General features: G+C 66.7%; 20 protein-coding genes. 14 read left to right on the forward strand and 6 right to left on the reverse strand.

The features are described 5' to 3' along the window. Nucleotides 1–8: 8 nt before the first annotated feature. Nucleotides 9–1,055 (reverse strand): nitronate monooxygenase, encoded by a 1,047-nt coding sequence (locus BLS42_RS02035; RefSeq protein WP_176803102.1) that lies wholly within the window; start codon nucleotides 1,053–1,055, stop codon nucleotides 9–11. Between the two features lie 36 nt (nucleotides 1,056–1,091). Here BLS42_RS02035 and BLS42_RS02040 point away from each other — a divergent pair, with 36 nt between their 5' ends. Continuing rightward, nucleotides 1,092–2,045, forward strand: a complete 954-nt coding sequence (locus BLS42_RS02040; RefSeq protein WP_090575568.1) for an N-acetylglucosamine kinase — start codon at nucleotides 1,092–1,094, stop codon at nucleotides 2,043–2,045. A gap of 34 nt (nucleotides 2,046–2,079) precedes the next feature. Then, a complete protein-coding gene (locus BLS42_RS02045) occupies nucleotides 2,080–2,535 on the forward strand; it encodes an NUDIX hydrolase (protein ID WP_090575572.1) in 456 nt (151 codons plus the stop codon). A gap of 207 nt (nucleotides 2,536–2,742) precedes the next feature. On the opposite strand, the gene BLS42_RS20745 is transcribed toward BLS42_RS02045, so the two are convergent. Beyond that, the gene (locus BLS42_RS20745; protein ID WP_371129490.1) at nucleotides 2,743–2,829 is read right to left on the reverse strand and encodes a zinc finger domain-containing protein; all 87 of its coding nucleotides are present in this window, start codon (nucleotides 2,827–2,829) and stop codon (nucleotides 2,743–2,745) included. A gap of 64 nt (nucleotides 2,830–2,893) precedes the next feature. Here BLS42_RS20745 and rsgA point away from each other — a divergent pair, with 64 nt between their 5' ends. The 7 genes from rsgA to BLS42_RS02080 all read left to right on the forward strand — a co-directional run bounded on the left by rsgA (nucleotide 2,894) and on the right by BLS42_RS02080 (nucleotide 10,227). Then, complete coding sequence (gene rsgA, locus BLS42_RS02050; protein WP_371129491.1) at nucleotides 2,894–4,072, forward strand: ribosome small subunit-dependent GTPase A; 1,179 nt, start codon at nucleotides 2,894–2,896, stop codon at nucleotides 4,070–4,072. A 270-nt stretch (nucleotides 4,073–4,342) separates the two neighbouring features. Then, on the forward strand, nucleotides 4,343–5,446 hold the full coding sequence (locus BLS42_RS02055; RefSeq protein ID WP_090575575.1) for an ABC transporter ATP-binding protein: 1,104 nt from the start codon (nucleotides 4,343–4,345) through the stop codon (nucleotides 5,444–5,446). Next, entirely contained in the window at nucleotides 5,446–6,186 is a 741-nt protein-coding gene (locus BLS42_RS02060; RefSeq protein WP_090575578.1) for an ABC transporter permease, read from the forward strand. The genes BLS42_RS02055 and BLS42_RS02060 overlap by 1 nt, the downstream gene beginning before the upstream one ends. Beyond that, complete coding sequence (locus BLS42_RS02065) at nucleotides 6,183–6,929, forward strand: ABC transporter permease (protein ID WP_090575581.1); 747 nt, start codon at nucleotides 6,183–6,185, stop codon at nucleotides 6,927–6,929. Before BLS42_RS02060 ends, BLS42_RS02065 begins: the two co-directional genes overlap by 4 nt. Further along, on the forward strand, nucleotides 6,926–7,891 hold the full coding sequence (locus BLS42_RS02070) for an ABC transporter substrate-binding protein (protein ID WP_090575585.1): 966 nt from the start codon (nucleotides 6,926–6,928) through the stop codon (nucleotides 7,889–7,891). Before BLS42_RS02065 ends, BLS42_RS02070 begins: the two co-directional genes overlap by 4 nt. A gap of 190 nt (nucleotides 7,892–8,081) precedes the next feature. Further along, nucleotides 8,082–9,302: a pyridoxal phosphate-dependent aminotransferase gene (locus BLS42_RS02075; RefSeq protein ID WP_018773782.1), complete on the forward strand. Its 1,221-nt coding sequence runs from the start codon at nucleotides 8,082–8,084 to the stop codon at nucleotides 9,300–9,302. A 70-nt stretch (nucleotides 9,303–9,372) separates the two neighbouring features. Further along, nucleotides 9,373–10,227 (forward strand): polyphosphate kinase 2 family protein, encoded by an 855-nt coding sequence (locus BLS42_RS02080; RefSeq protein ID WP_090575588.1) that lies wholly within the window; start codon nucleotides 9,373–9,375, stop codon nucleotides 10,225–10,227. Between the two features lie 37 nt (nucleotides 10,228–10,264). Here the strand turns inward: BLS42_RS02080 and BLS42_RS02085 are convergent, their stop codons facing one another. Both BLS42_RS02085 and xseA read right to left on the reverse strand, forming a co-directional pair. Beyond that, entirely contained in the window at nucleotides 10,265–10,495 is a 231-nt protein-coding gene (locus BLS42_RS02085) for an exodeoxyribonuclease VII small subunit (RefSeq protein ID WP_090575591.1), read from the reverse strand. Nucleotides 10,496–10,596: 101 nt separating this feature from the next. After that, nucleotides 10,597–11,886, reverse strand: a complete 1,290-nt coding sequence (gene xseA, locus BLS42_RS02090) for an exodeoxyribonuclease VII large subunit (RefSeq protein WP_090575597.1) — start codon at nucleotides 11,884–11,886, stop codon at nucleotides 10,597–10,599. A gap of 231 nt (nucleotides 11,887–12,117) precedes the next feature. On the opposite strand from xseA, the gene BLS42_RS02095 reads away from it, so the two are divergent. Beyond that, nucleotides 12,118–12,978, forward strand: a complete 861-nt coding sequence (locus BLS42_RS02095; protein ID WP_090575600.1) for a hypothetical protein — start codon at nucleotides 12,118–12,120, stop codon at nucleotides 12,976–12,978. A 9-nt stretch (nucleotides 12,979–12,987) separates the two neighbouring features. Beyond that, a complete protein-coding gene (locus BLS42_RS02100; protein ID WP_090575604.1) occupies nucleotides 12,988–14,076 on the forward strand; it encodes a 4-hydroxy-3-methylbut-2-enyl diphosphate reductase in 1,089 nt (362 codons plus the stop codon). A gap of 64 nt (nucleotides 14,077–14,140) precedes the next feature. Here the strand turns inward: BLS42_RS02100 and BLS42_RS02105 are convergent, their stop codons facing one another. Beyond that, on the reverse strand, nucleotides 14,141–15,379 hold the full coding sequence (locus BLS42_RS02105; RefSeq protein WP_090575609.1) for a DNA recombination protein RmuC: 1,239 nt from the start codon (nucleotides 15,377–15,379) through the stop codon (nucleotides 14,141–14,143). A gap of 188 nt (nucleotides 15,380–15,567) precedes the next feature. On the opposite strand from BLS42_RS02105, the gene ychF reads away from it, so the two are divergent. The 3 genes from ychF (at nucleotide 15,568) to BLS42_RS20100 (ending at nucleotide 17,657) form a co-directional block, all read left to right on the forward strand. Continuing rightward, on the forward strand, nucleotides 15,568–16,653 hold the full coding sequence (gene ychF / locus BLS42_RS02110; RefSeq protein ID WP_090576087.1) for a redox-regulated ATPase YchF: 1,086 nt from the start codon (nucleotides 15,568–15,570) through the stop codon (nucleotides 16,651–16,653). Nucleotides 16,654–16,976: 323 nt separating this feature from the next. Beyond that, nucleotides 16,977–17,372 carry a hypothetical protein gene (locus tag BLS42_RS02115; RefSeq protein WP_090575612.1) on the forward strand — a complete coding sequence of 132 codons (396 nt, stop codon included), beginning with the start codon at nucleotides 16,977–16,979 and terminating at the stop codon, nucleotides 17,370–17,372. A gap of 114 nt (nucleotides 17,373–17,486) precedes the next feature. Then, nucleotides 17,487–17,657, forward strand: a complete 171-nt coding sequence (locus BLS42_RS20100; protein WP_176803103.1) for a hypothetical protein — start codon at nucleotides 17,487–17,489, stop codon at nucleotides 17,655–17,657. Between the two features lie 177 nt (nucleotides 17,658–17,834). Here the strand turns inward: BLS42_RS20100 and BLS42_RS02120 are convergent, their stop codons facing one another. Then, a complete protein-coding gene (locus BLS42_RS02120; RefSeq protein WP_256336180.1) occupies nucleotides 17,835–18,536 on the reverse strand; it encodes a GIY-YIG nuclease family protein in 702 nt (233 codons plus the stop codon). Nucleotides 18,537–19,371 lie beyond the last annotated feature (835 nt).

Below are 19,371 nucleotides of genomic sequence, written 5' to 3' on the forward strand. Positions count from 1 at the left end.
TGATCCGGTTAGCGGCCGGCGAGCAGCCCGTGCACGACGTCGGCCACGGGCCCGGCCTGTGCCTTCCGCCAACCCGTGCCGGCCCACAGGTTCAGGCGCTCCGCGTCGCCGGCTGCGGCGGCCGCGGCCCGGAGGGGAGCCGTCAGGTGGTGGACGGCAGGGTAGGCAACAGGTGCCTCGGGGTGGTCGCGGACGAATTCGTTCTCCAGAGCCCGGGCCTGGCGGCCGGTGAAGGCGCGTGTCAGCCGGGTCCGGGTGAAATGCGGATCCGCCAGGGCATCCTTGTGCAGCTGCCGGGCGCCGCTTTCGTCCGTCCGGAGGAACGCGGTGCCGAGCTGGGCTGCTGCAGCCCCGGCGCGCAGCACGGCGTCGAGCCCGGCCGCGTCCATGATGCCGCCGGCGGCCACCAGCGGGAGGTCGACGGCGGACCGCACCTCCGCGAGCAGCTCCGCCGTCGTGCCGCCCGGCTGTGACCCGCCAGACTGTGCCCCCGGTGCAGGAAGGAACGCCGCGCTGTGTGCGCCGGCGCTCGTGTGCTGCACCACCAGGGCGTCCACGCCCTGCTCTGCCGCCTGCACGGCCTCGGCCGCGGTGGTGACAGTGGCAAGCACCGCAGACCCCGCCCGCTGCAGGGCGCGGACGACGTCGATGCCGGGTAGCCCGAATGCGAAACTGACCAGCTCCACAGGGTCCGCCAGCAAGGCATCGATCTTTCCCTGCCACTCGTCGTCGTCATCGATCCGCAACTGCGGGAGCTCCACACCGTATCGCCGGGCATCGGCCCGCAGCTGCAGCCGGTACTCTTCAAGCTCCGCCAACACCGCCGTGGGCGGCGGCAGTTGGGCCGGATCCGGGACGAACACATTCATGCCGAACCGGGCGCCGGACTCCCGGACAGTGCGCACTTCCGCCTGCATGGCCGCCACGCTCTTGTAGCCGGCAGCCAGGAAGCCGAGGCCGCCGGCGCGGTGCACGGCCTCGACAAAGGTAGGCGTTGAGGTTCCTCCGGCCATGGGTGCCGCGATGACGGGTGTGCCGAAAAGATCGTGGGGCATTGCGGGCTCCTTGCAGCGATTCAGTAACCTGTTCCAGTGACTAACACTGACTTCCCGCCGGCGGCGGACTCCGTTCCATCTTCCACCACCCCATCCGCCCCGGCCACGACGGGCGCCGTGATCGGCCTGGACATCGGCGGCACGAAGACCAGGGGAGTCCGTTTCGAGAACGGCATGCCCGTGGCCGACGAATCGGTAGGCAGCTCCAATGTCCAGAACGTCCTCCCTGAGGAAGCCGCCCGCAATCTGGCGAATCTCTTCGGCAGGATCGGCGGGGGAGAAGTCGCCCAGGTCTATGTCGGAGCCGGCGGCATCGACACCGACGACGACGCCGCGGCGCTCGCGGCACTGATTGCCCCCCACGTGCCCGGCGCACGGATCACGGTGGTCCACGACACCCGGCTGCTGCTCGCCGCAGGCGGCGCCAGCACCGGCGTCGCAGTGATCGCCGGCACTGGCTCGGCCGCATGGGGCACGAACGGCCGCGGTGAGGAAGCCCGGGCCGGGGGCTGGGGCTACCTGCTCGGCGACGAGGGCAGCGGCTACTGGCTGGGCCGGGAGGCCGTCCGGCACAGCCTGCGGCGGATGAACCAGGGGCTGGAACCGGACGAACTCACCAGCGCCCTGCTGGCATCCTGCGGCGTGGACCACCCGAACAAGCTGATCGCAATGTTCCACTCGCCCGCGACCGGGCGCCGCTTCTGGGCCCAGCAGGCCCGGCTCGTGGTGGCAGCCGCAGACGCCGGCCATGCGCCGAGCCAGGCCCTCATGGATCAGGCCGGGCGTGACCTCGCCGACCTGGCCGCGCACACCGTCCGGCAGCTCGGCATCGAGGGTCCCGTCATCCTGGGCGGCGGGCTCGGCATGAATGTGCCGCGACTGCAGGAGCCCTTCCGCGCGGCACTGGCCGCCGCGGGGATCACCGATGTCCGGGTCCTGGAGCAGGAGCCCGTCTTCGGGGTCCTCCAGCTGGTCGCGGACCAGGAGTAGCCGGAGGGAATCTTCCGGCTACTACGCTGAAGGGATGAGCATGCAATTCGACACCCGGCCCGCCGCCTACGCCGTGATCATCCGGGACGCCGAGATCCTCCTGGCGTACTGGAAGCAGGACGGCCGCGAGGGCTGGACGCTGCCCGGCGGCGGCCTGGACCTGGCCGAACATCCGGTTGACGGGTGCCGCCGCGAGATCCACGAGGAAACCGGCTACCATGCCGAGGTCGGCGCCATGCTGGGGATCGACGTCGGGCACTGGCCTGCCGAAGTCCGGCTCGACGGGGGAGAGCGGGACTTCCAGTCGCTCCGGCTGGTCTACGAGGCGACAATCACGGGCGGGGAACTGCGCCACGAGGTGAACGGGAGCACCACCCACGCGGCCTGGATTCCGCTGGATGCGGTGGCGGACCTGAACCGGGTCTCGCTGGTGGATGCCGGACTACGCCTGTTCCGCGAGAGGCCGCTGAACGGAAAACTTTCCGGCTAAACCGCTAGCCAGGCGCAGGGCCCATGGCTATTCTGTAGAAACCGCCTGGCAGTCCGCAGACGGGATCAACAGGGGCCGGCCGCAGCAAGCCGGCCGACGACGGGGAGGTGGCAGCAATGAATGCGATATTTCTGAGCGCGCAGCGCACCGATACAAGCCATGTCATTACTCCTGCCCCGTCCCACGGCGCGGCCTAGCCATCCAGCGCTAGTCTCCACGCCCGCGGCGTCTCTTGCCGCCGCAGCGCACCCGCGCCGCACCACGGGGCCCCATCAAAGGGTTTTCGTTGACCACTCATGCTGCATCGCAGGGCGCCCGCCGCGCCCTCTTCACCGATTCATCCGTCCCTAATTCAGCCCTGCCAAATTCATCCCGGCCCAGTTCAGCCCTGCCCTCAATTGACGGCGGCCCCGTGGGTCCGGCCGACTACGGTTACACGGCTGGCGTCGCGGAGCGGTTCGCGGCGCATCCCGTGCCGGGCGGCCACCACCCGGGCCGCGTCATCCGGGTGGACCGCAACCTCGTCCTGGTGGCCACCGGCGACGGGACCGCCCATCTGCCCTACCCCCGCGGCGGGGAGCTTCCCGCCACCGGCGACTGGGTCTGGCTGGGTGCGAACGCCGCGGGGGAGCCCGCCATCGTGGGCATACTGCCGCGCCTCTCGGAGCTGAGCCGCAAGCGTGCCTTCGAGGCCTCCTCCGAGGCGCAGGTCCTTGGCGCCAACATGGACGTAGTCGGGATCGTCGTTCCGGTGGACCGTCCGCTCACGCGCAACCGGCTCGAACGGACGCTGGTCGCTGCCTGGGACTCGGGTGCCACGCCGCTCGTGATCATCACAAAGGCGGACATCGCGAACCTCGCGGACGACGTCGTGGGGACGGTGGTGCGCCAGGCGGCCGGCGTCGACGTCGTCACCACCTCTGCCGAGAATGGCGACGGCCTCGACGAACTGCTGGGCCATGTGCCGCCCGGCGGCACGCTGGTGCTGCTGGGGCCCTCGGGCGCCGGCAAATCCACGCTCATCAATGCCCTCGCCGGCGTCGCGACCCAGGAGACCGGGGCAGTCCGCGCGGGCGACGGCAAGGGCAGGCACACCACCACGTCCCGCGAGCTCGTTCCCCTGCCCGGCGGCGCCGTCCTGATGGACACGCCCGGGGTGCGCGGCTTCGGGATTTTCGACGCCGAGGAAGGAATGGAGGAGATGTTCGGCGACCTCGAAGAGCTCTTCGAGCACTGCCGCTTCGCGGACTGCGCGCACGGCCGGGAACCCGGCTGCGCAGTCCAGGCCGCGCTCGCCGACGGCGTCCTAACGGACCGCCGCTGGGCCAGCTACCTGAAGCTTCAGCGCGAACTCGCCGCCCTGGCCCGCCGCCACGACGCGGCCGCGCGGCGCGCCTACCAGCGCGAATGGCACCAGAAGATCACGGTGGCGGCCAAGAGCCAGCGCTCGGCCGAGCGCGACCGCCAGGAAAGCCAGGGTGACCGCGGCGGCAAGGGCAGTCACGGCGGCAAACGCGGCCGGCGACAGCCCCGCTGAGGCCCTCCGCACTGTGACACAAACGGCCGGTGACACAAACGGCGGGTGACACAACGGCCGGTGGCGCGCCGAAACTTTCCGGCGCGCCACCAATCCGGAATCGTTGTGCCTCCGAAGCCTTACGGGAGCCGAGATGCCGCTGACCGCATTTTCATGACTTTGTCACGAGTGCTGGTTAGTCTAAGTGCTATCTGCTTTATGGCCAGTACACTGATGAACAGTTGGCTGGTCCCTGTCGATGTTGCCGCCAACAGTTAGGTAAGCCCGGAAATGGCCGAAGCCATGATCGAGTTCCAGAACGTCACGAAGCAGTACCAGGGCGGCCAGCCCGCCGTTGACGGGCTGACCATGTCCATCGATAAGGGCGCCATCACGGTCTTCGTCGGACCCTCCGGCTGCGGAAAGACCACCTCCCTGCGGATGATCAACCGCATGGTTGAGCCCACGTCCGGCATCATCACCGTCGGCGGCGCCGATGTCACCTCGGTGCCCGCCGCACAGCTGCGCCGGTCCATGGGCTACGTCATGCAGTCCTCCGGTTTGATGCCGCACCGCTCCGTGCTGGACAACATCGCCACAGTTCCCCGGCTCAACGGCGTGTCCAAGGCCGAGGCCCGCAAGCGCGCTCAGGAGCTGCTCGACGTCGTCGGGCTGGCCTCCTCCCTCGGCAAGCGGTATCCGTCCCAGCTCTCGGGTGGCCAGCAGCAGCGCGTCGGCGTGGCCCGGGCGCTCGCGGCCGATCCTCCGGTGCTGCTGATGGACGAGCCCTTCAGCGCCGTGGACCCGGTGGTCCGCGATGAACTCCAGAAGGAGCTGCTCCGCCTCCAGCATGATCTGGCAAAGACGATCGTCTTCGTCACCCACGACATCGATGAGGCCACCGTCCTGGGCGACAAGGTGGCCGTGTTCGGCGTCGGCGGCAAGCTGGCGCAGTACGCCGCCCCGGCGGAGATCCTGCGGGCTCCGGCCAACGAGTTCGTGGCCTCCTTCGTGGGCCGCGACCGCGGGTTCCGGCACCTAGCGTTCAGCCCCTCGGACGGTGTCACCATCCACCCCGTCCGCACCGTCACGCCCGATCAGCTCCGGCAGGAAGGTAGCTCAGATGAGTGGCAGCTGGTGGTCGACGGCGAGCTCCGGCCCCTTGGCTGGGCCGGTCCCGGCCGCGCCACCGGAGCCGAAGCGGCGATGGTCCCCGGAGGCTCCCTGTTCCGCAAGGGCGACACGCTCCGCCGGGCCCTGGACGCGGCCCTGTCCTCGCCGTCGGGCCTTGGCGTGGCCGTGGACGACGACGGCCGGGTGGCCGGGGTTATCGCGGCCGCCGAGGTCCTCGCCGTCATCGAGTCAGACCGCAGTGTCCGGCACGGAGGGCTCTGATGGAGTGGTTCCTGGCCAACAGTGCGGAGGTCTTCAGCCTCGCTGGCCAGCACCTCGTCCTGGCCATCCTGCCGATGGTGTTCGGGGTCCTCATTGCCGTCCCGCTGGCCCAGCTCGCCCGGCAGAGCCGCGGGCTCCGGTCCGTGGTGCTCACCGGATCCTCACTGCTCTACACGATTCCCTCACTGGCGCTTTTCATCATCCTGCCGACCATCCTCGGAACCCGGATCCTGGATCCCGTCAACGTGGTCGTGGCCCTGACCGTCTACGCCGTCGCCCTGCTGGTGCGCGCCACGCTGGATGCCTTTGACTCGGTGGACGAGGACCTCCGGCAGGCCGCCGTCGCCATGGGATTCAAGCCCTTCGCCCGTTTCATGCAGATCGACCTGCCGCTGTCTTTGCCGGTGCTGTTCGCCGGGCTGCGCGTGGTCTCGGTCAGCAACATCTCCCTGGTCAGCGTCGCGGCGCTGCTCGGGATCGGCAACCTCGGAATGCTCTTCACCTCTGGCCTGCAACGTGATTTCGTCACCGAAGTGGTGGTGGGCATCATCGCCATCCTTATCCTCGCGCTGTTGATGGACGCCGTCCTGGTGCTGATGGAACGGTTCCTGACGCCCTGGACCCGCGCAGCGGCGGCCACGGCGGCCACTACCGATTCAGGCGCCGGCCGGGACAAGACCGGCCCCGCCGCGGCGGCGATGCGGCTCTCGCGCCCCGAGACCGGAGGGGGAGACGCATGAACAACGTCGCCACGGACACCTTTGCCTGGCTCGCCGATCCGGAGAACTGGTCCGGCAGCGCCGGAATCCCGGTGCGGCTGGCCGAACACCTCTTCTACACGGGCCTGGTGATGGTGATCGCCACCGCCATCGCCGTCCCTATCGGCCTCTACGTCGGGCATACCGGCCGCGGGCGGGTTGCCATCGTGGCAATCGCCGGCGCGCTGCGCGCCCTGCCCACCCTCGGCTTGCTCACCCTGTTCGTCCTGCTCGCCGGCATCGGTCTGATGCCGCCGATCTGGGCCCTCGTGATCCTGACCGTGCCGCCCCTGCTGGCCGGCACCTACGCCGGGATTTCCAGCGTCGACCGCAATGTGGTGGACGCCGCCCGCGCCATGGGCATGACCGAATGGCAGGTGCTGTTCCGGGCGGAATTCCCCAATGCGCTGCCCGTGATGTACGGCGGGTTCCGGACCGGGGTGCTCCAGGTGATCGCCACCGTCTCCGTGGTCGCCTACATCAACCTGGGTGGCCTGGGCCGCTACCTGTTCGACGGGCTCGTGCTCTCCGATTTCCCGCAAATGCTCGGCGGCTCCTTGCTGATCGCCGCCCTCGCCATCACGGTCGACCTTGTTCTTGCCCTTATCCAGAGGCTGTTCCTGTCACGGGGCGCCTCGTCCCAGCCGAACCGCAGCCAGCAGGCTGCGGTTGATCTCACAGACCCCGTAATCGCGGAGACTGTTCTTCAAGGAGGTACGTCATGAAGGAATCCCGCCAACGAGGCCTCGGCCGGCGCGCATTCGGCGGCTTGGCCGTCGGCGTCGGCCTGGCCATGGCCCTGTCCGCCTGCGGCGGCTCATCAAACCCGCTGAGTTCGGCCCCGGCCAGCAGCGGTGCCGCCTCCGGTTCCGGCGGCGCTCTGGTGATCGGCTCCGCTGATTTCCCCGAGAGCCAGATCCTGGCCGAGGTCTACGCCGGCGCCCTGAACGCCGCGGGCGTCACTGCCAGCACCAAGCCGAACATCGGCTCGCGCGAGGTCTACTTCAAGGCAGTCCAGGACGGCTCGGTGGACGCCGTTCCCGACTACAGCGGCAACCTGCTGCTGTACGTAAACAAGGACGCCACCGAGGTTTCCGCCGAGGACATCGCGAAGGCCCTCCCGACCAAGCTCCCGCAGGGTCTGGCCGTGCTGGATGCCTCCAAGGCCGAGGACAAGGACGCCATGGTGGTCACCAAGGCCACCGCCGAGAAGCACCAGCTGAAGTCGATCGAAGACATGGCGAAGGTCTGCAGCGAGTTCGTCATCGGCGCCCCGGCGACGTTCGCCGAGCGCGCGTACGGACTGCCCGGCCTGGAGAAGAACTACAACTGCGTGCCCAAGAAACTGGAGCCGTTCAGCGACGGCGGCGGCGCCGTCACGCTCAAGGCGCTGCTCTCGGACCAGGTCCAGGTAGCGGACATCTACACCACCACCCCCTCCATCCCGGACAATGACCTCGTGGTGCTGGAGGATCCGAAGAACAACTTCATCGCCCAGCAGGTTCTGCCGCTCTACAACACGGCCAAGATGACGGACAAGGCGAAGGAAGCACTCAACAACGTGTCCAAGATCCTCACCACGGAAGACCTCATCAACCTCAACCGTGCCGTCAGCGGCAGCCAGAAGCAGAACCCGAAGGACGCCGCGGACGCGTGGCTGAAGGAGAAGGGCATCGTCAAGCAGTAGCCGGCACGGCAGGGGAGCGCGGCGGCACCAAGCCGCGGCGGACCCCGCCCGGCCGGTGATCCACTTCTGGCCTGCCGACGACGCCGGTGTCCGGGCTTGCAGCCCGGGCGCCGGCGTCGTTGTTACTGCCGGATCCGCGTGTGAGTCATGTCTCAGCGGAAGTACATCCTCCATATGGCATATTTGATGAATGGCAGAATTCAAGCAGTCCACCAAGCTTCATAATGTCCTTTACGACATCCGTGGACCGATTCTTCAGGCCGCCCAGCAGATGGAGGCGGAGGGTCATCGCATCCTCAAACTGAACATCGGAAATCCGGCTCCGTTCGGGTTTGAAGCGCCGGACGCGATCCTGGTGGACATGATCCGCCACCTGCCGCATGCCCAGGGCTACAGCGACTCGCGCGGCATTTTCTCCGCCCGCACCGCCGTCTCGCAGTACTACCAGACCCGCGGGATCCAGAACATCCACGTGGATGACATCTATCTTGGCAACGGCGTCAGTGAACTGATCACAATGTCGCTCATGGCCCTGCTCGACGACGGCGACGAGGTCCTCATCCCCACCCCGGACTACCCGCTGTGGACTGCCTCGGTTGCCCTGGCCGGCGGGAAGCCCGTGCACTACCTCTGCGATGAGGAAACCGGCTGGCAGCCCGACCTCGAGGACATGGAAGCGAAGATCACCCCTCGCACCAAGGGCATCGTGGTCATCAATCCGAACAACCCCACAGGTGCGGTGTATCCGAAAGCGACGCTGAAAAAGATCGTCGCCCTCGCCGAGAAACACGGCCTGGTGCTCTTCGCCGACGAGATCTACGAGAAGATCCTCTACGAAGACGCGGTGCACGTAAACCTCGCCTCGCTCACCGGCGACGATGTCCTGTGCCTGACCTTCAGCGGGCTCTCCAAGGCCTACCGGGTCTGCGGCTTCCGGGCCGGTTGGATGGCGATCTCCGGGCCGAAAAAGGACGCCGCGGACTACCTCGAGGGCATCAACCTGCTCGCCAACATGCGCCTCTGCGCCAATGTTCCGGCCCAGCACGCCATCCAGACCGCCCTCGGCGGCTACCAGAGCATCAACGACCTGATCCTGCCCGGCGGACGCCTCCTGGAGCAGCGGAACAAGGCCTACGACATGCTCAACGCCATCCCGGGCGTCAGCACGCAGCAGGCCCGCGGGGCCATGTATCTGTTCCCAAAGCTGGACCCCGAGGTCTATCACATCCGCGACGACGAGAAATTCGTCCTGGACCTGCTCCGCGAGCAGAAGATCCTCCTGTCCCACGGCAGGGCGTTCAACTGGGTCCGGCCGGACCACTTCCGGATGGTGACGCTGCCAAACGTCAAGGACCTCGAGGAAGCGATCAACCGCATGGCGGACTTCCTGAGCCGGTACAAGGGGAACTAGGCTTCGGTCAGCAGCGGAGTTCGGGGACTCGCCCGCGCAGTGGCTGCACGAAACTGGAAAGAGGCTTTCCATGACAGATGCTGTGATGTTCGAGCGGCGCCCCGCCGAGACGCTGCTGGTCGGAAAAAAATTCAAGCTTAAGGACTGCGACCCGGACTCCACCCCGGGCTACTCGGGCGGGAAATCCGACGGCGAGGCGCTCCTGGCAGAGCTCGATGGCAAGCTGACCACCCTGCAGGAGCAGCTTTTCGCCGAGTCCCGTTTCGGCGGCACCAAGCGCATCCTGCTGGTCCTGCAGGCGATGGATACCGCAGGCAAGGGCGGGATCGTCAACCATGTCATGGGCCAGATGGACCCGCAGGGTGTCCAGCTCAAGTCCTTCAAGGCGCCGACCCCGGAGGAGAAATCCTACGATTTCCTCTGGCGGATCGAGAAGGCAGTGCCGGCGGCCGGCATGGTGGGCGTCTTTGACCGCTCGCATTACGAGGACGTCCTGATTCACCGGGTCCACCGCTGGGCAAGCCCCGAGGAACTGGAGCGGCGCTACAAGGCCATCAACGAATTCGAGGCAAGGCAGGCAGCAGCCGGGACCACGGTGGTCAAGGTCATGCTCAACATCAGCCGTGACGAGCAGAAGGAGCGGCTGCTCGCCAGGCTGGATGACGAATCCAAGGTCTGGAAGTACAGCAGCACCGACCTCAAGGAGCGCGCCTTCTGGAGCGACTACATGGATGCGTACCAGGAGGTGTTCGAGAAGACGGCCACTGACATCGCGCCCTGGTACGTCGTGCCGGCCAACAAGAAGTGGTACGCCCGCATCGCTGTCCAGCAGCTGATGCTGGACGCCCTGGAAGGGCTGAAGCTGCAGTGGCCGGATCCGGAGTTCGACGTCGATATGGAACGGGATCTGGTCGAGCGCTCCTAGTACGGAGGGAATCGGCGCGCCGCGGCGGAGTCCGGCGTCAGCTGTCCTGGGTGGCGTGGTCGCGGGCTGCGGCGAGCCGCTTGCGGGCGCCTTCCAGCCACTGTTCGCAGCGCTTGGCCAGTGCCTCGCCGCGCTCCCACAGCGCGAGCGATTCCTCCAGGCTGGCGCCGCCGGCCTCCAGCTTGCCCACCACTGCGACCAGCTGCTCGCGGGCGTCCTCGTAGCTGAGGGCCTCGATGTCGGCGTTCGGGCTGGATTCTGCTGCCATGTGGGTGCTCCTTGGTTGTCGCGGTTTCTGCTTCCGCGGTGTCTGTTTGGTGGTCGTTTTCAGTGGATCAAGCGTTGCGGGCCCGGTTTTGGTCCGCGGGGTTATTTCTCTGCAGGCTCCTGGCCGCCGGTGGATTGGGCGGTGAACCGGCCCCCGGCCACCCGTACCGTCAGGTCCGTGCCGGCAGGCGCCTGCGAGGGGTCCCGCACAACGTCCCGGTGCGTCGCGGGGGGCGTTCCGGAGCCGGCGAGCTGGACCACCGCGTAGCCGCGATCCAGCGTCTTTTGGGGCGAGAGCGCGCGCACCTGGGACCTGAGGTGGACCAATTGGTCCGCTGCCCGCACGACGGCGGCGCTAATGGCCGAGTGCGAGCGGACTTTGAGCCGTTCGACGTCGTCATGGCGCTGGGTGATCATGACGTCGGGGGAGAGCAGCACGGGGCGGGAGCGCAGGGACGCCAGCCGGTCGCCCTCGCGTTCAACGAGCCGGGTGACCCCACGACGGAGCTGATCCCGGGCCTGCCGGACCCGGACGAGCTCCTCAGCGACATCCGGAACGATCCTCTTCGCCGCGTCGGTGGGCGTTGATGCCCTAAGGTCTGCGACGTCGTCGAGGATGGGCCGGTCGGCTTCGTGCCCGATCGCGCTCACCACGGGGGTGGACGCGTCCGCGACGGCACGGATGAACTCCTCGCTGCTGAACGGCAACAGGTCCTCGAGGGCGCCTCCGCCGCGGGCGATGACAATGACGTCGACCACGGGGTGGGCGTCGAGCTCCCGCAATGCCGCGATCATCTGGGCTACGGCCGTGTTGCCCTGGACCGCTACTTCGCGGATCTCGAATTCGACTGCCGGCCAGCGCAGGGCAGCGTTGCGCAGCACATCCTTCTTGGCGTCAGAGTCGCGGCCGGTGATCAGGCCGATCCGATGCGGGAGCAGGGGGAGCCGCTTTTTGCGGGAATCGGCAAAGAGCCCTTCGGCGGCGAGGGCCTGGCGCAGCCGCTCGATCCTGGCAAGGAGGTCGCCGAGCCCCACGGGCCGTATGTCCTTCACGGACATGTTCAGCCGGCCCGTCTTGAGCCAAAATTCGGCCTTGATCAGGGCCACAACCCGGGAGCCGCGTTCCAGCGGAGCATCCTGGCGGTCCAGTACGGTGGTCCAGATCGACGCCGGCAGCGAGATTTCGGCGTCGATGTCCCGGAGTGTCAGGTAGGCGTTGCTGCCACGACGGTTGAGCTCGATCACCTGCCCCTCAACCCAAGCCGAGGGCGCCCGGTCGATATGCATCTTGAGCTTCTGGGACAGCAACTGCAGCGGCCAGGGGTTGTCGGGGCTGGTTTGAGCCGCGGTGGCCGGTAGCGTGGTGGCCGCCGCCGCGGCTTCCTCAGACATGCGTCGGCTCCATGGCCGAGGGTGCCTTGTGGAGTGCCTTGTGCATATGCGTGCGTGTCCTTTGCCCGAGGGGGACTGCCGGCGGCCCGCTCCCCGGCGGGTGGGCCGACCGGCAGCCGGAAGTTGTCTCTTTCAACTCTATCCATAGCTCTACCACCGGGGTCCGACTTTATGGCCGCGCCCGGCCCCGCCCTAGGATGGAAGGGATGTCATCGACCTCCTAGGAATCCCTTGCGCACTTTTGTTTCTGCCGCCGCCGTCCTTGTCGGGCTCCTGATGGCAGCTGTCGCCGTTCCAGCCATGTGGGTGGACCGCAACATCGTCCAGGAAGAGGGCTTTGTTGCCCTGACCGCGCCGCTGGGCAAGGACCCGGCGTTCCAGCAGCGGCTGGCCACGGCCGCCGTCGATGGCCTGGCCTCCAGCGCCGGTATCCCTCAAGCCCTCACCGAGCTTGCCCGGCCGGTCCTGGACAACGTGGCCCAATCGCTCACGGGACTGCCCGGCTACTCCGAGGCCTGGGCCGAAACCCTGCGCAAGAGCCACCGCCTCACGTTCGCCGACCCCAGCACGCTGCCGCCGGAGGTTGACGGCACTTCTTCGCTCACGCTGGATGTCGCACCGCTTGTCGGACTGGTGGCCAAACAGGTATCCGACGCAACCACCCTTCCGCTGGAGGCTCCCGGCCAGGTGCTGATCCATATCGGGCAGTCCGACCAGCGGCAGTTGATCGAACGCGTCACCGTCTACGCCCCGATGGGCTACGCCGTTGCCGTCGGCGCAGGCATCGCCTTCGTTCTGGCCTTTGTTGCGGCCCGACGCCGGTGGACGGTCCTGGTCGGCATGGGCGTTGGAGCGCTGGTGCTCGCCGGGGCATGGAAGCTGACCGGCGATGCCGCCGGCGCCGCCGTCGCCGGGACCTCGAGCGGCAACGATGTGGCAGAGCTCTTCAAGAACGAGTTTGTCGCGGCGTGCTCTGACAGCTTCGGCCAATGGATCCTCGCTGCCGCTGTTGCGGGAGCAGCGTTGCTGGCAACAGGAGTGGCTGTCCGGGTTGCCGGGGGCCGCAATCGGGGCAAGATTGAACACCGGTAGCATTGGGGCATGACCTCCACCGCTGTTTCCATTCCGATGCCCTCCGTTCCGCGCCGTCGTCGAACGCCGGAAGAAGTGCTGGCAGCGGCACCCGTGACCGGATCAAAGAAGGTGCTGCTGGCAGCCCCGCGCGGCTACTGCGCCGGCGTTGACCGTGCGGTCATTGCGGTGGAAAAAGCCCTGGAGCACTACGGCCCGCCGGTCTACGTCCGCAAGCAGATCGTGCACAACGTTCACGTGGTTAGTTCCCTTGAGGAAAAGGGCGCCATCTTCGTCGATGAAACCGACGAGGTCCCCGAGGGTGCCCTCGTGATCTTTTCCGCGCACGGTGTTTCACCCGCCGTCGTCCAGTCCGCCGAGGACCGCGGCCTGCGTACCATTGACGCGACCTGCCCGCTGGTCACCAAGGTGCACCGCGAAGCCGTCCGGTTCGCCAAGGATGACTTCGACATCCTGCTGATCGGCCACGACGGCCATGAGGAAGTGGAAGGCACCGCCGGCGAGGCTCCCGAGCACATCCAGATCATCAACGGCCCGCACGAGGTCGACAAGGTCACGGTCCGCGACCCGGAGAAGGTCATCTGGCTCTCGCAGACCACCCTCAGCGTGGACGAAACCATGGAGACTGTGCGCCTGCTCAAGGAGCGGTTCCCCACCCTGCAGGATCCGCCCAGCGACGACATCTGCTACGCCACCACCAACCGCCAGGTGGCCATCAAGAAGATCTCGCCCCAGGCGGAACTCGTGATCGTGGTGGGCTCCGCCAACTCCTCGAACTCCGTCCGCCTCGTGGAGGTGGCACTGGAATACGGAGCCAAGGCCTCCTATCGGGTGGACTTCGCCAACGAGGTCGACGAGACCTGGTTCGAGGGCGTCGCCACGGTGGGTGTGACATCGGGGGCCTCTGTCCCGGAAGTCCTCGTCAAGGACGTGCTCCGGCTCCTGGCCGACTACGGCTACGGATCGGTCGAGGAAGTCGTCACGGCCGAGGAAGACCTCCTCTTCTCCCTGCCGAAGGAGCTCCGGGCCACCCTGAAGCAGGCCGGTGACGTCACCCGCGCCCTCGGCGGCCGCGGCACCCGCCCCGAACAGTCCTAGGGGCTGAACAGCCCTAGAGGCTGAACAGTCCTAGGACTGTTCAGCCCCAGGCGCTGAACAAGTCCTAGGCCGCGGACTCTTCGGACTCGTCCCGGGGCTGCAGTTCCGGGGCTGCGACCGCCCGCGGCGTGACCTCGACGGCAGGCGGAGTGGCCAGGCCCGCGGATTCCAGCGCGTTCAACTTCCTGGCGGTGGGCAGGACCCGGGCCTCAAGGGTGCCGACCATCGAGTTGTACCTCTCTACGGACGTCTTCAGCGAGGACCCCAGCTTGGTGACGTTCTCCCCGAGCGTGCCCATCCGGTCGTAGAGCTGCCGTGCGAGCTCGAAGAGTTCCCGGGCGCTGTCGGTCAACACGTCCTGCCGCCACGTGAAGGCCACAGACTTCAGCACCGCCAGCAGGGTCCCGGGGGAGGCCAGGACCACGTTCTTGGACAGGGCATAGTCCAGCAGGGCCGGGTCCGCCGAGAGGGCGGCGGCCAGAATGGACTCCGCCGGTAGGAAACACACCACCAGCTCCGGAGAGTTGCCAGGGATGTCCCAGTACTTCTTGCTGCCCAGCGCGTCCACGTGGGCTTTGAGGGCCTTGGCATGGGCTGCGAGGTGCGCCTGCTGGCTGCCGGGCAGCTGCGAGGACTGCTGGCCTGCCTGGGAGGCGCCGAGGTCCTGGGCGGCGAGATAGGCCGCCAGCGGGACCTTCGCGTCGACAACGAGCTGTTTGTCGCCGGGCAGCTGCACCACGAGGTCGGGCCGGAGGCTACCGTCCGGACCGGAAGTGTGAGCCTGCCCGCTGTGGACCTGTTCGTGGAAATCCACATGCCGCAGCATGCCTGCTGCCTCGACCACCCTGCGCAGCTGGACCTCGCCCCACTGGCCGCGGGCGCTGTTGGAGCGCAGGGCAGACTCCAGCGCATGCGTGGAGCGCAGCAGCTGCTCATCGGACAGGCGGGCCTCCTGCAGTTGCTGGGCAAGCTGGCCGTACTGCTCCAGCCGGTCGCGTTCGAGCAGGGACACCTGCTGCTGCACGGCAGTGAGCTTCTCCGCCACTGGCGCCAGCGCACGGAGCACACTGCCGTCCTGGTTCCGGGACTCGCCGAGTTCCCTGTTCTGGGCCGCGAGAAGGCGCCTCTCGGCGTCGGCGGCGGCGAACTGGGCGCTGACGTCGGAGAGGCGGGCCGATACGCCGTCGAAGTCCTGTTCCACGGCCAGGTAGCGCCGGTGCAGCAGGAAATAGACGACGGCGGCTCCCGCAACGGCGCCCGAGAGCAGCATGAGCAGGGCAAGAATCAGTGCAAAAGCATCCATGACTTCACTGTGGCATGCCCCTGTGACAGTTTTGGCTTCGACGCCCGGATCACCCGGGACTTACACCAGACTTGCCCGCCGGAACCCCCGCACGGTCCGCCGCACCGGCCGTGGCACCGGCCCCTGCACCGGCCCCTGCACCGGCCGCACGCAACGATCGCCGGTCCGTGCGGGTAGAATATATGCTCGTGGCACTTACTATTGGCATCGTCGGACTGCCCAACGTCGGCAAATCAACCCTTTTCAACGCACTGACCCGCAACCAGGTCCTCGCGGCGAACTACCCATTCGCCACGATCGAGCCCAACATCGGCGTCGTGAACCTGCCGGATGCCCGGCTTGAAAAGCTGGCCGGCATCTTCGGCTCCCAGCGCCTGCTGCCGGCCGCGGTGTCCTTCGTGGACATCGCAGGCATCGTCAAGGGCGCATCCGTTGGCGAAGGCCTGGGCAACCAGTTCCTCGCCAACATCCGCGAGGCCGAGGCCATCGCGCAGGTTGTCCGCGTGTTCGATGACCCGGACGTCATCCACGTCGACGGCAAGGTCGATCCCCGCTCCGACATGGAGACGATCAACACCGAGCTGATCCTGGCCGATCTGCAGACCATCGAAAAGGCGATCCCCAGGATCGAAAAAGAAGTCAAGATCAAGAAGCGCGAGGCGGCCGAACTGGCAGCCATCCTGGCGGCCCAGGCCGTCCTGGAACGCGGCGACACCGTCTTCTCGTCCATCAAGAGCGACAAACTGGAGATGGAGCACCTCAAGGAGCTCGGCCTGCTGACGGCCAAGCCCTTCATCTACGTCTTCAACGCCGACGAGGGGATCCTGGGCAGCCCGGAGAAGCAGGCCGAACTGCGCGCCCTCGTCGCCCCGGCAGACTCCATCTTCCTGGACGCCAAGCTTGAGTCCGATCTGGTGGAGCTCGACGAGGCAGAAGCCCGCGAGATGCTGGAATTGAACGGCCAGGATGAATCCGGGCTGGACCAGCTGGCCCGCGTCGGCTTCCACACCCTCGGACTGCAGACCTACCTCACGGCCGGCCCCAAGGAAACCCGCGCGTGGACCATCCGCCGGGGCGACACCGCCCCCCAGGCGGCCGGCGTAATCCACACCGATTTCCAGCGCGGCTTCATCAAGGCCGAGGTCGTCTCCTTCGATGACCTCATCGAGGCCGGCTCCATGGCCGAGGCGAAGGCCCGCGGCAAGGTCCGGATCGAAGGCAAGGAATACGTCATGGCCGACGGCGACGTCGTTGAATTTAGGTTTGCGGTCTAACTTCTGGGTGGTGTTCTGGTTCAGTCTCCTGATTATCTCCGACCAGGTCCGTGCCCTTTGAGGCGACACAACAAGCCCGCTTCTAGCGATGAGATGCGGGCTTGTTCTCTGTCTGCCCGAGTTTCAGGGATCAAATTTAGTGTTCCGTCCGGTTTTGTCCCAAACCCGTGCCAGCGGGGCCTATCCAGCTCACGACGCCTCCTCTCTGGCCGTCGAACGGGTTACGGCGGCAACTTCCTTGACGACAGTGAAGAGCATAACCCTGAGGGAGCTCACGGCCGAGCGTGATCGCCCCGGGGAATCACTAAGAGGGGGACATCCGAATGACGGACTTTAACACATCCTGGAACGCGGCCGTCCAGCGACTCGTCGAAGCCAAAAAGCAGGCCTTGCTTCGCGAGACGGAGCAGGCCTTGCTTCGCGAGATGGAGATCGAGGCGGATCGCGAGCGGCGGCGGGCGGAGTATGAGCCGATTATCCGGAAAGTCGGGAACGAAACCGCGCGCTGGACGGTCGCCGAGGTTGCGAAGTGGCTGCTCACGGAAGATGAAGTGGGGGAGAGGTTGGCTGATGCGCTCCGCGAGCGTCACGCAGTCGCCGATCCGCTCGCATCGGAAATCGCCGCAACCGTGCGATCGGTTCTGTCCGCGCTAGTGGCGGATATCAACATTGTTGCTGGACCTGGCGAGGATTCGGACGCGGGCCCGCTGGTCCCCTAGGCGACGATCGTTTCTGAAGCGTCTTCGCTTTGCACAGATGGCACCCACGGCCCATGCATCCTTTTTCATACTGATCCAAGTGAATACGAGGAAGAGGCCACCCACGCCGCCTGGATGTGGGCGTCGGGGGCGCTCGTCGGCGCTTTCATCTCCGCCTCCCAGCTGCTCGCGCTCAGCGCGCTCACATCGGTGCGGGGCATCGCGGCGGCGGCCGGACTTGTGATCTTCCTCGTCGGGATCGTCGCTTTCGTGCGGGCACTTCGGCGTCAGCGGAACCGTTCGTAACGGTGCAGAACGAGGACCGGAAACTCCGCGCGCAATCACGCACAGGGATCGCGGGCATAGCGGAGGCAGCCTGTGATCTACCGCGTCGTCTGCAGAGGTCGTAGACCCTGGTACTTGCAACCATGTTCCACAGCAGCGAACGGGGTTCTCGGCTACTCGCTCGATGAGGCTATTCGGCTACGTAACGTGGTCCGCGTCGACATTGCGCAACTCGACGTTGCCGCCGTGGCCATTGGTCGCGTACGCGCTCCAGCGCTGGCGGATGCTTTCGACCCCGTCAGCCTTGCCGACGTACTGGCGCCCGTCGCGGGTGTCGGTGATGAGGTATACGCCCGCCACCGACGCGAGGGCGGTGCGCCAAGAGGCGTAGCGGTGCTCGCGCATCACCGCTTGGAGCTGCGCATGGCCTAGGACTAGTTTGTCGAAGCCGGGGAACGGAATCGGTTCCGAGTCAGCGATTTCCATGACGGGGTAACCCGCCGCTGTCGTGCCGCTGATTCGCCAGGTGCGCGGCGACCGCCACCCGATCACAAGCCGGTTCCGGAGGTCGGCCATCTGCTCGGAGACGGCGAGGTCGAATGTGCGCAACTTTTCGTCGTTCGAGGTCTCGCCGCGGTTCTCCACCACGGACCAGAGCCTCGCCCGGTCGCCGCCCTCCCTGACGAAGACGACCCAGATGCGGGGCGGGATGAGGGGGAAGATCCGAGGCTTCGCGGACTGCTCGCCCGTGTACTTCAGGATCTCCCCGTCGGTGGAGTCGGCGTGGAGGCCCGGCAGGCCCGTGTCCTCGGGCTCGCGCACGTAGGCATGACGGATCACCAAGACCTCTCCAGGGTCGACGCCGGCGCTGTGCAGGACCGAGCCGAGTGTCAGCGTCATCGCCGGATCGCCTCTCCTTGGTGTTGTGCAGTACGCGTCGTCGGTGCCATCACCGCTCGGGGTGTGGCGAAGCAAGCTTGTGGGTCAGAGAATCGGTGCGGCGGTGCCTGGCAGGTTCAGCGTGTCTTCTTCGCGTCCTTGGCGGCTGGGCAGTTTGACGTCTTCTGCATGCATTGCATCGTCGCGCTGAGAGCACCCTCGCCGGTGCCCTATCAGCATGAGCGGAGTACTACTTCTTACCCTGGTTGGCGGAGGTTATTCCGTGACGGAACTCCACCAGCTTCCGGTTCTCACTGCTGCGGGTGTTCGACCCCGCAACGCCTACTCGAGAAATAGACGAGGCGGAGAGCCACTTCAAGCTCGCCCTCGATACGCGACGGCACGGCCTGAACGGCAACTGACATACGCGCAAAAATGTCGCTGTTGACTAGCGGCTCGCCCAGTAGCCCGGTCTCCGACTATCGACAAGTTCGCATGGACCCTCATCGTAAACGAGACACGGCACATACTCGGTTCCGTGAAGTGCGCTGGTCAAGCAGTCATCCAGAACCGGGCAACAAAAAGGCGGGAAGTCACGAATGGCTTCCCGCCTTCTCCGTTAGGATGCGGCTGCCTAGGAGCGGATTGCGCACCGTTCTCGTCAACGGTCCAGCAGGCTTTGTTGGAGCCGTCATCGGTGAAAAGGTTGGTGTTGCCACCGACACCGCCACCGCTCGAATTTTTCGTCCGCACTGTCTTGAAGACAGTGGAGGACGACTTCTTGGCCTTGCCGTTGGCTGAGACGGATTGGCTTTCACGTACCCACTGTCAGCGGCACTTGCCCGGCGTTCTCTAG

This window comes from Arthrobacter sp. ov407, from assembly GCF_900102895.1.
In the GTDB taxonomy this organism is placed as follows: Bacteria; Actinomycetota; Actinomycetes; order Actinomycetales; family Micrococcaceae; genus Arthrobacter.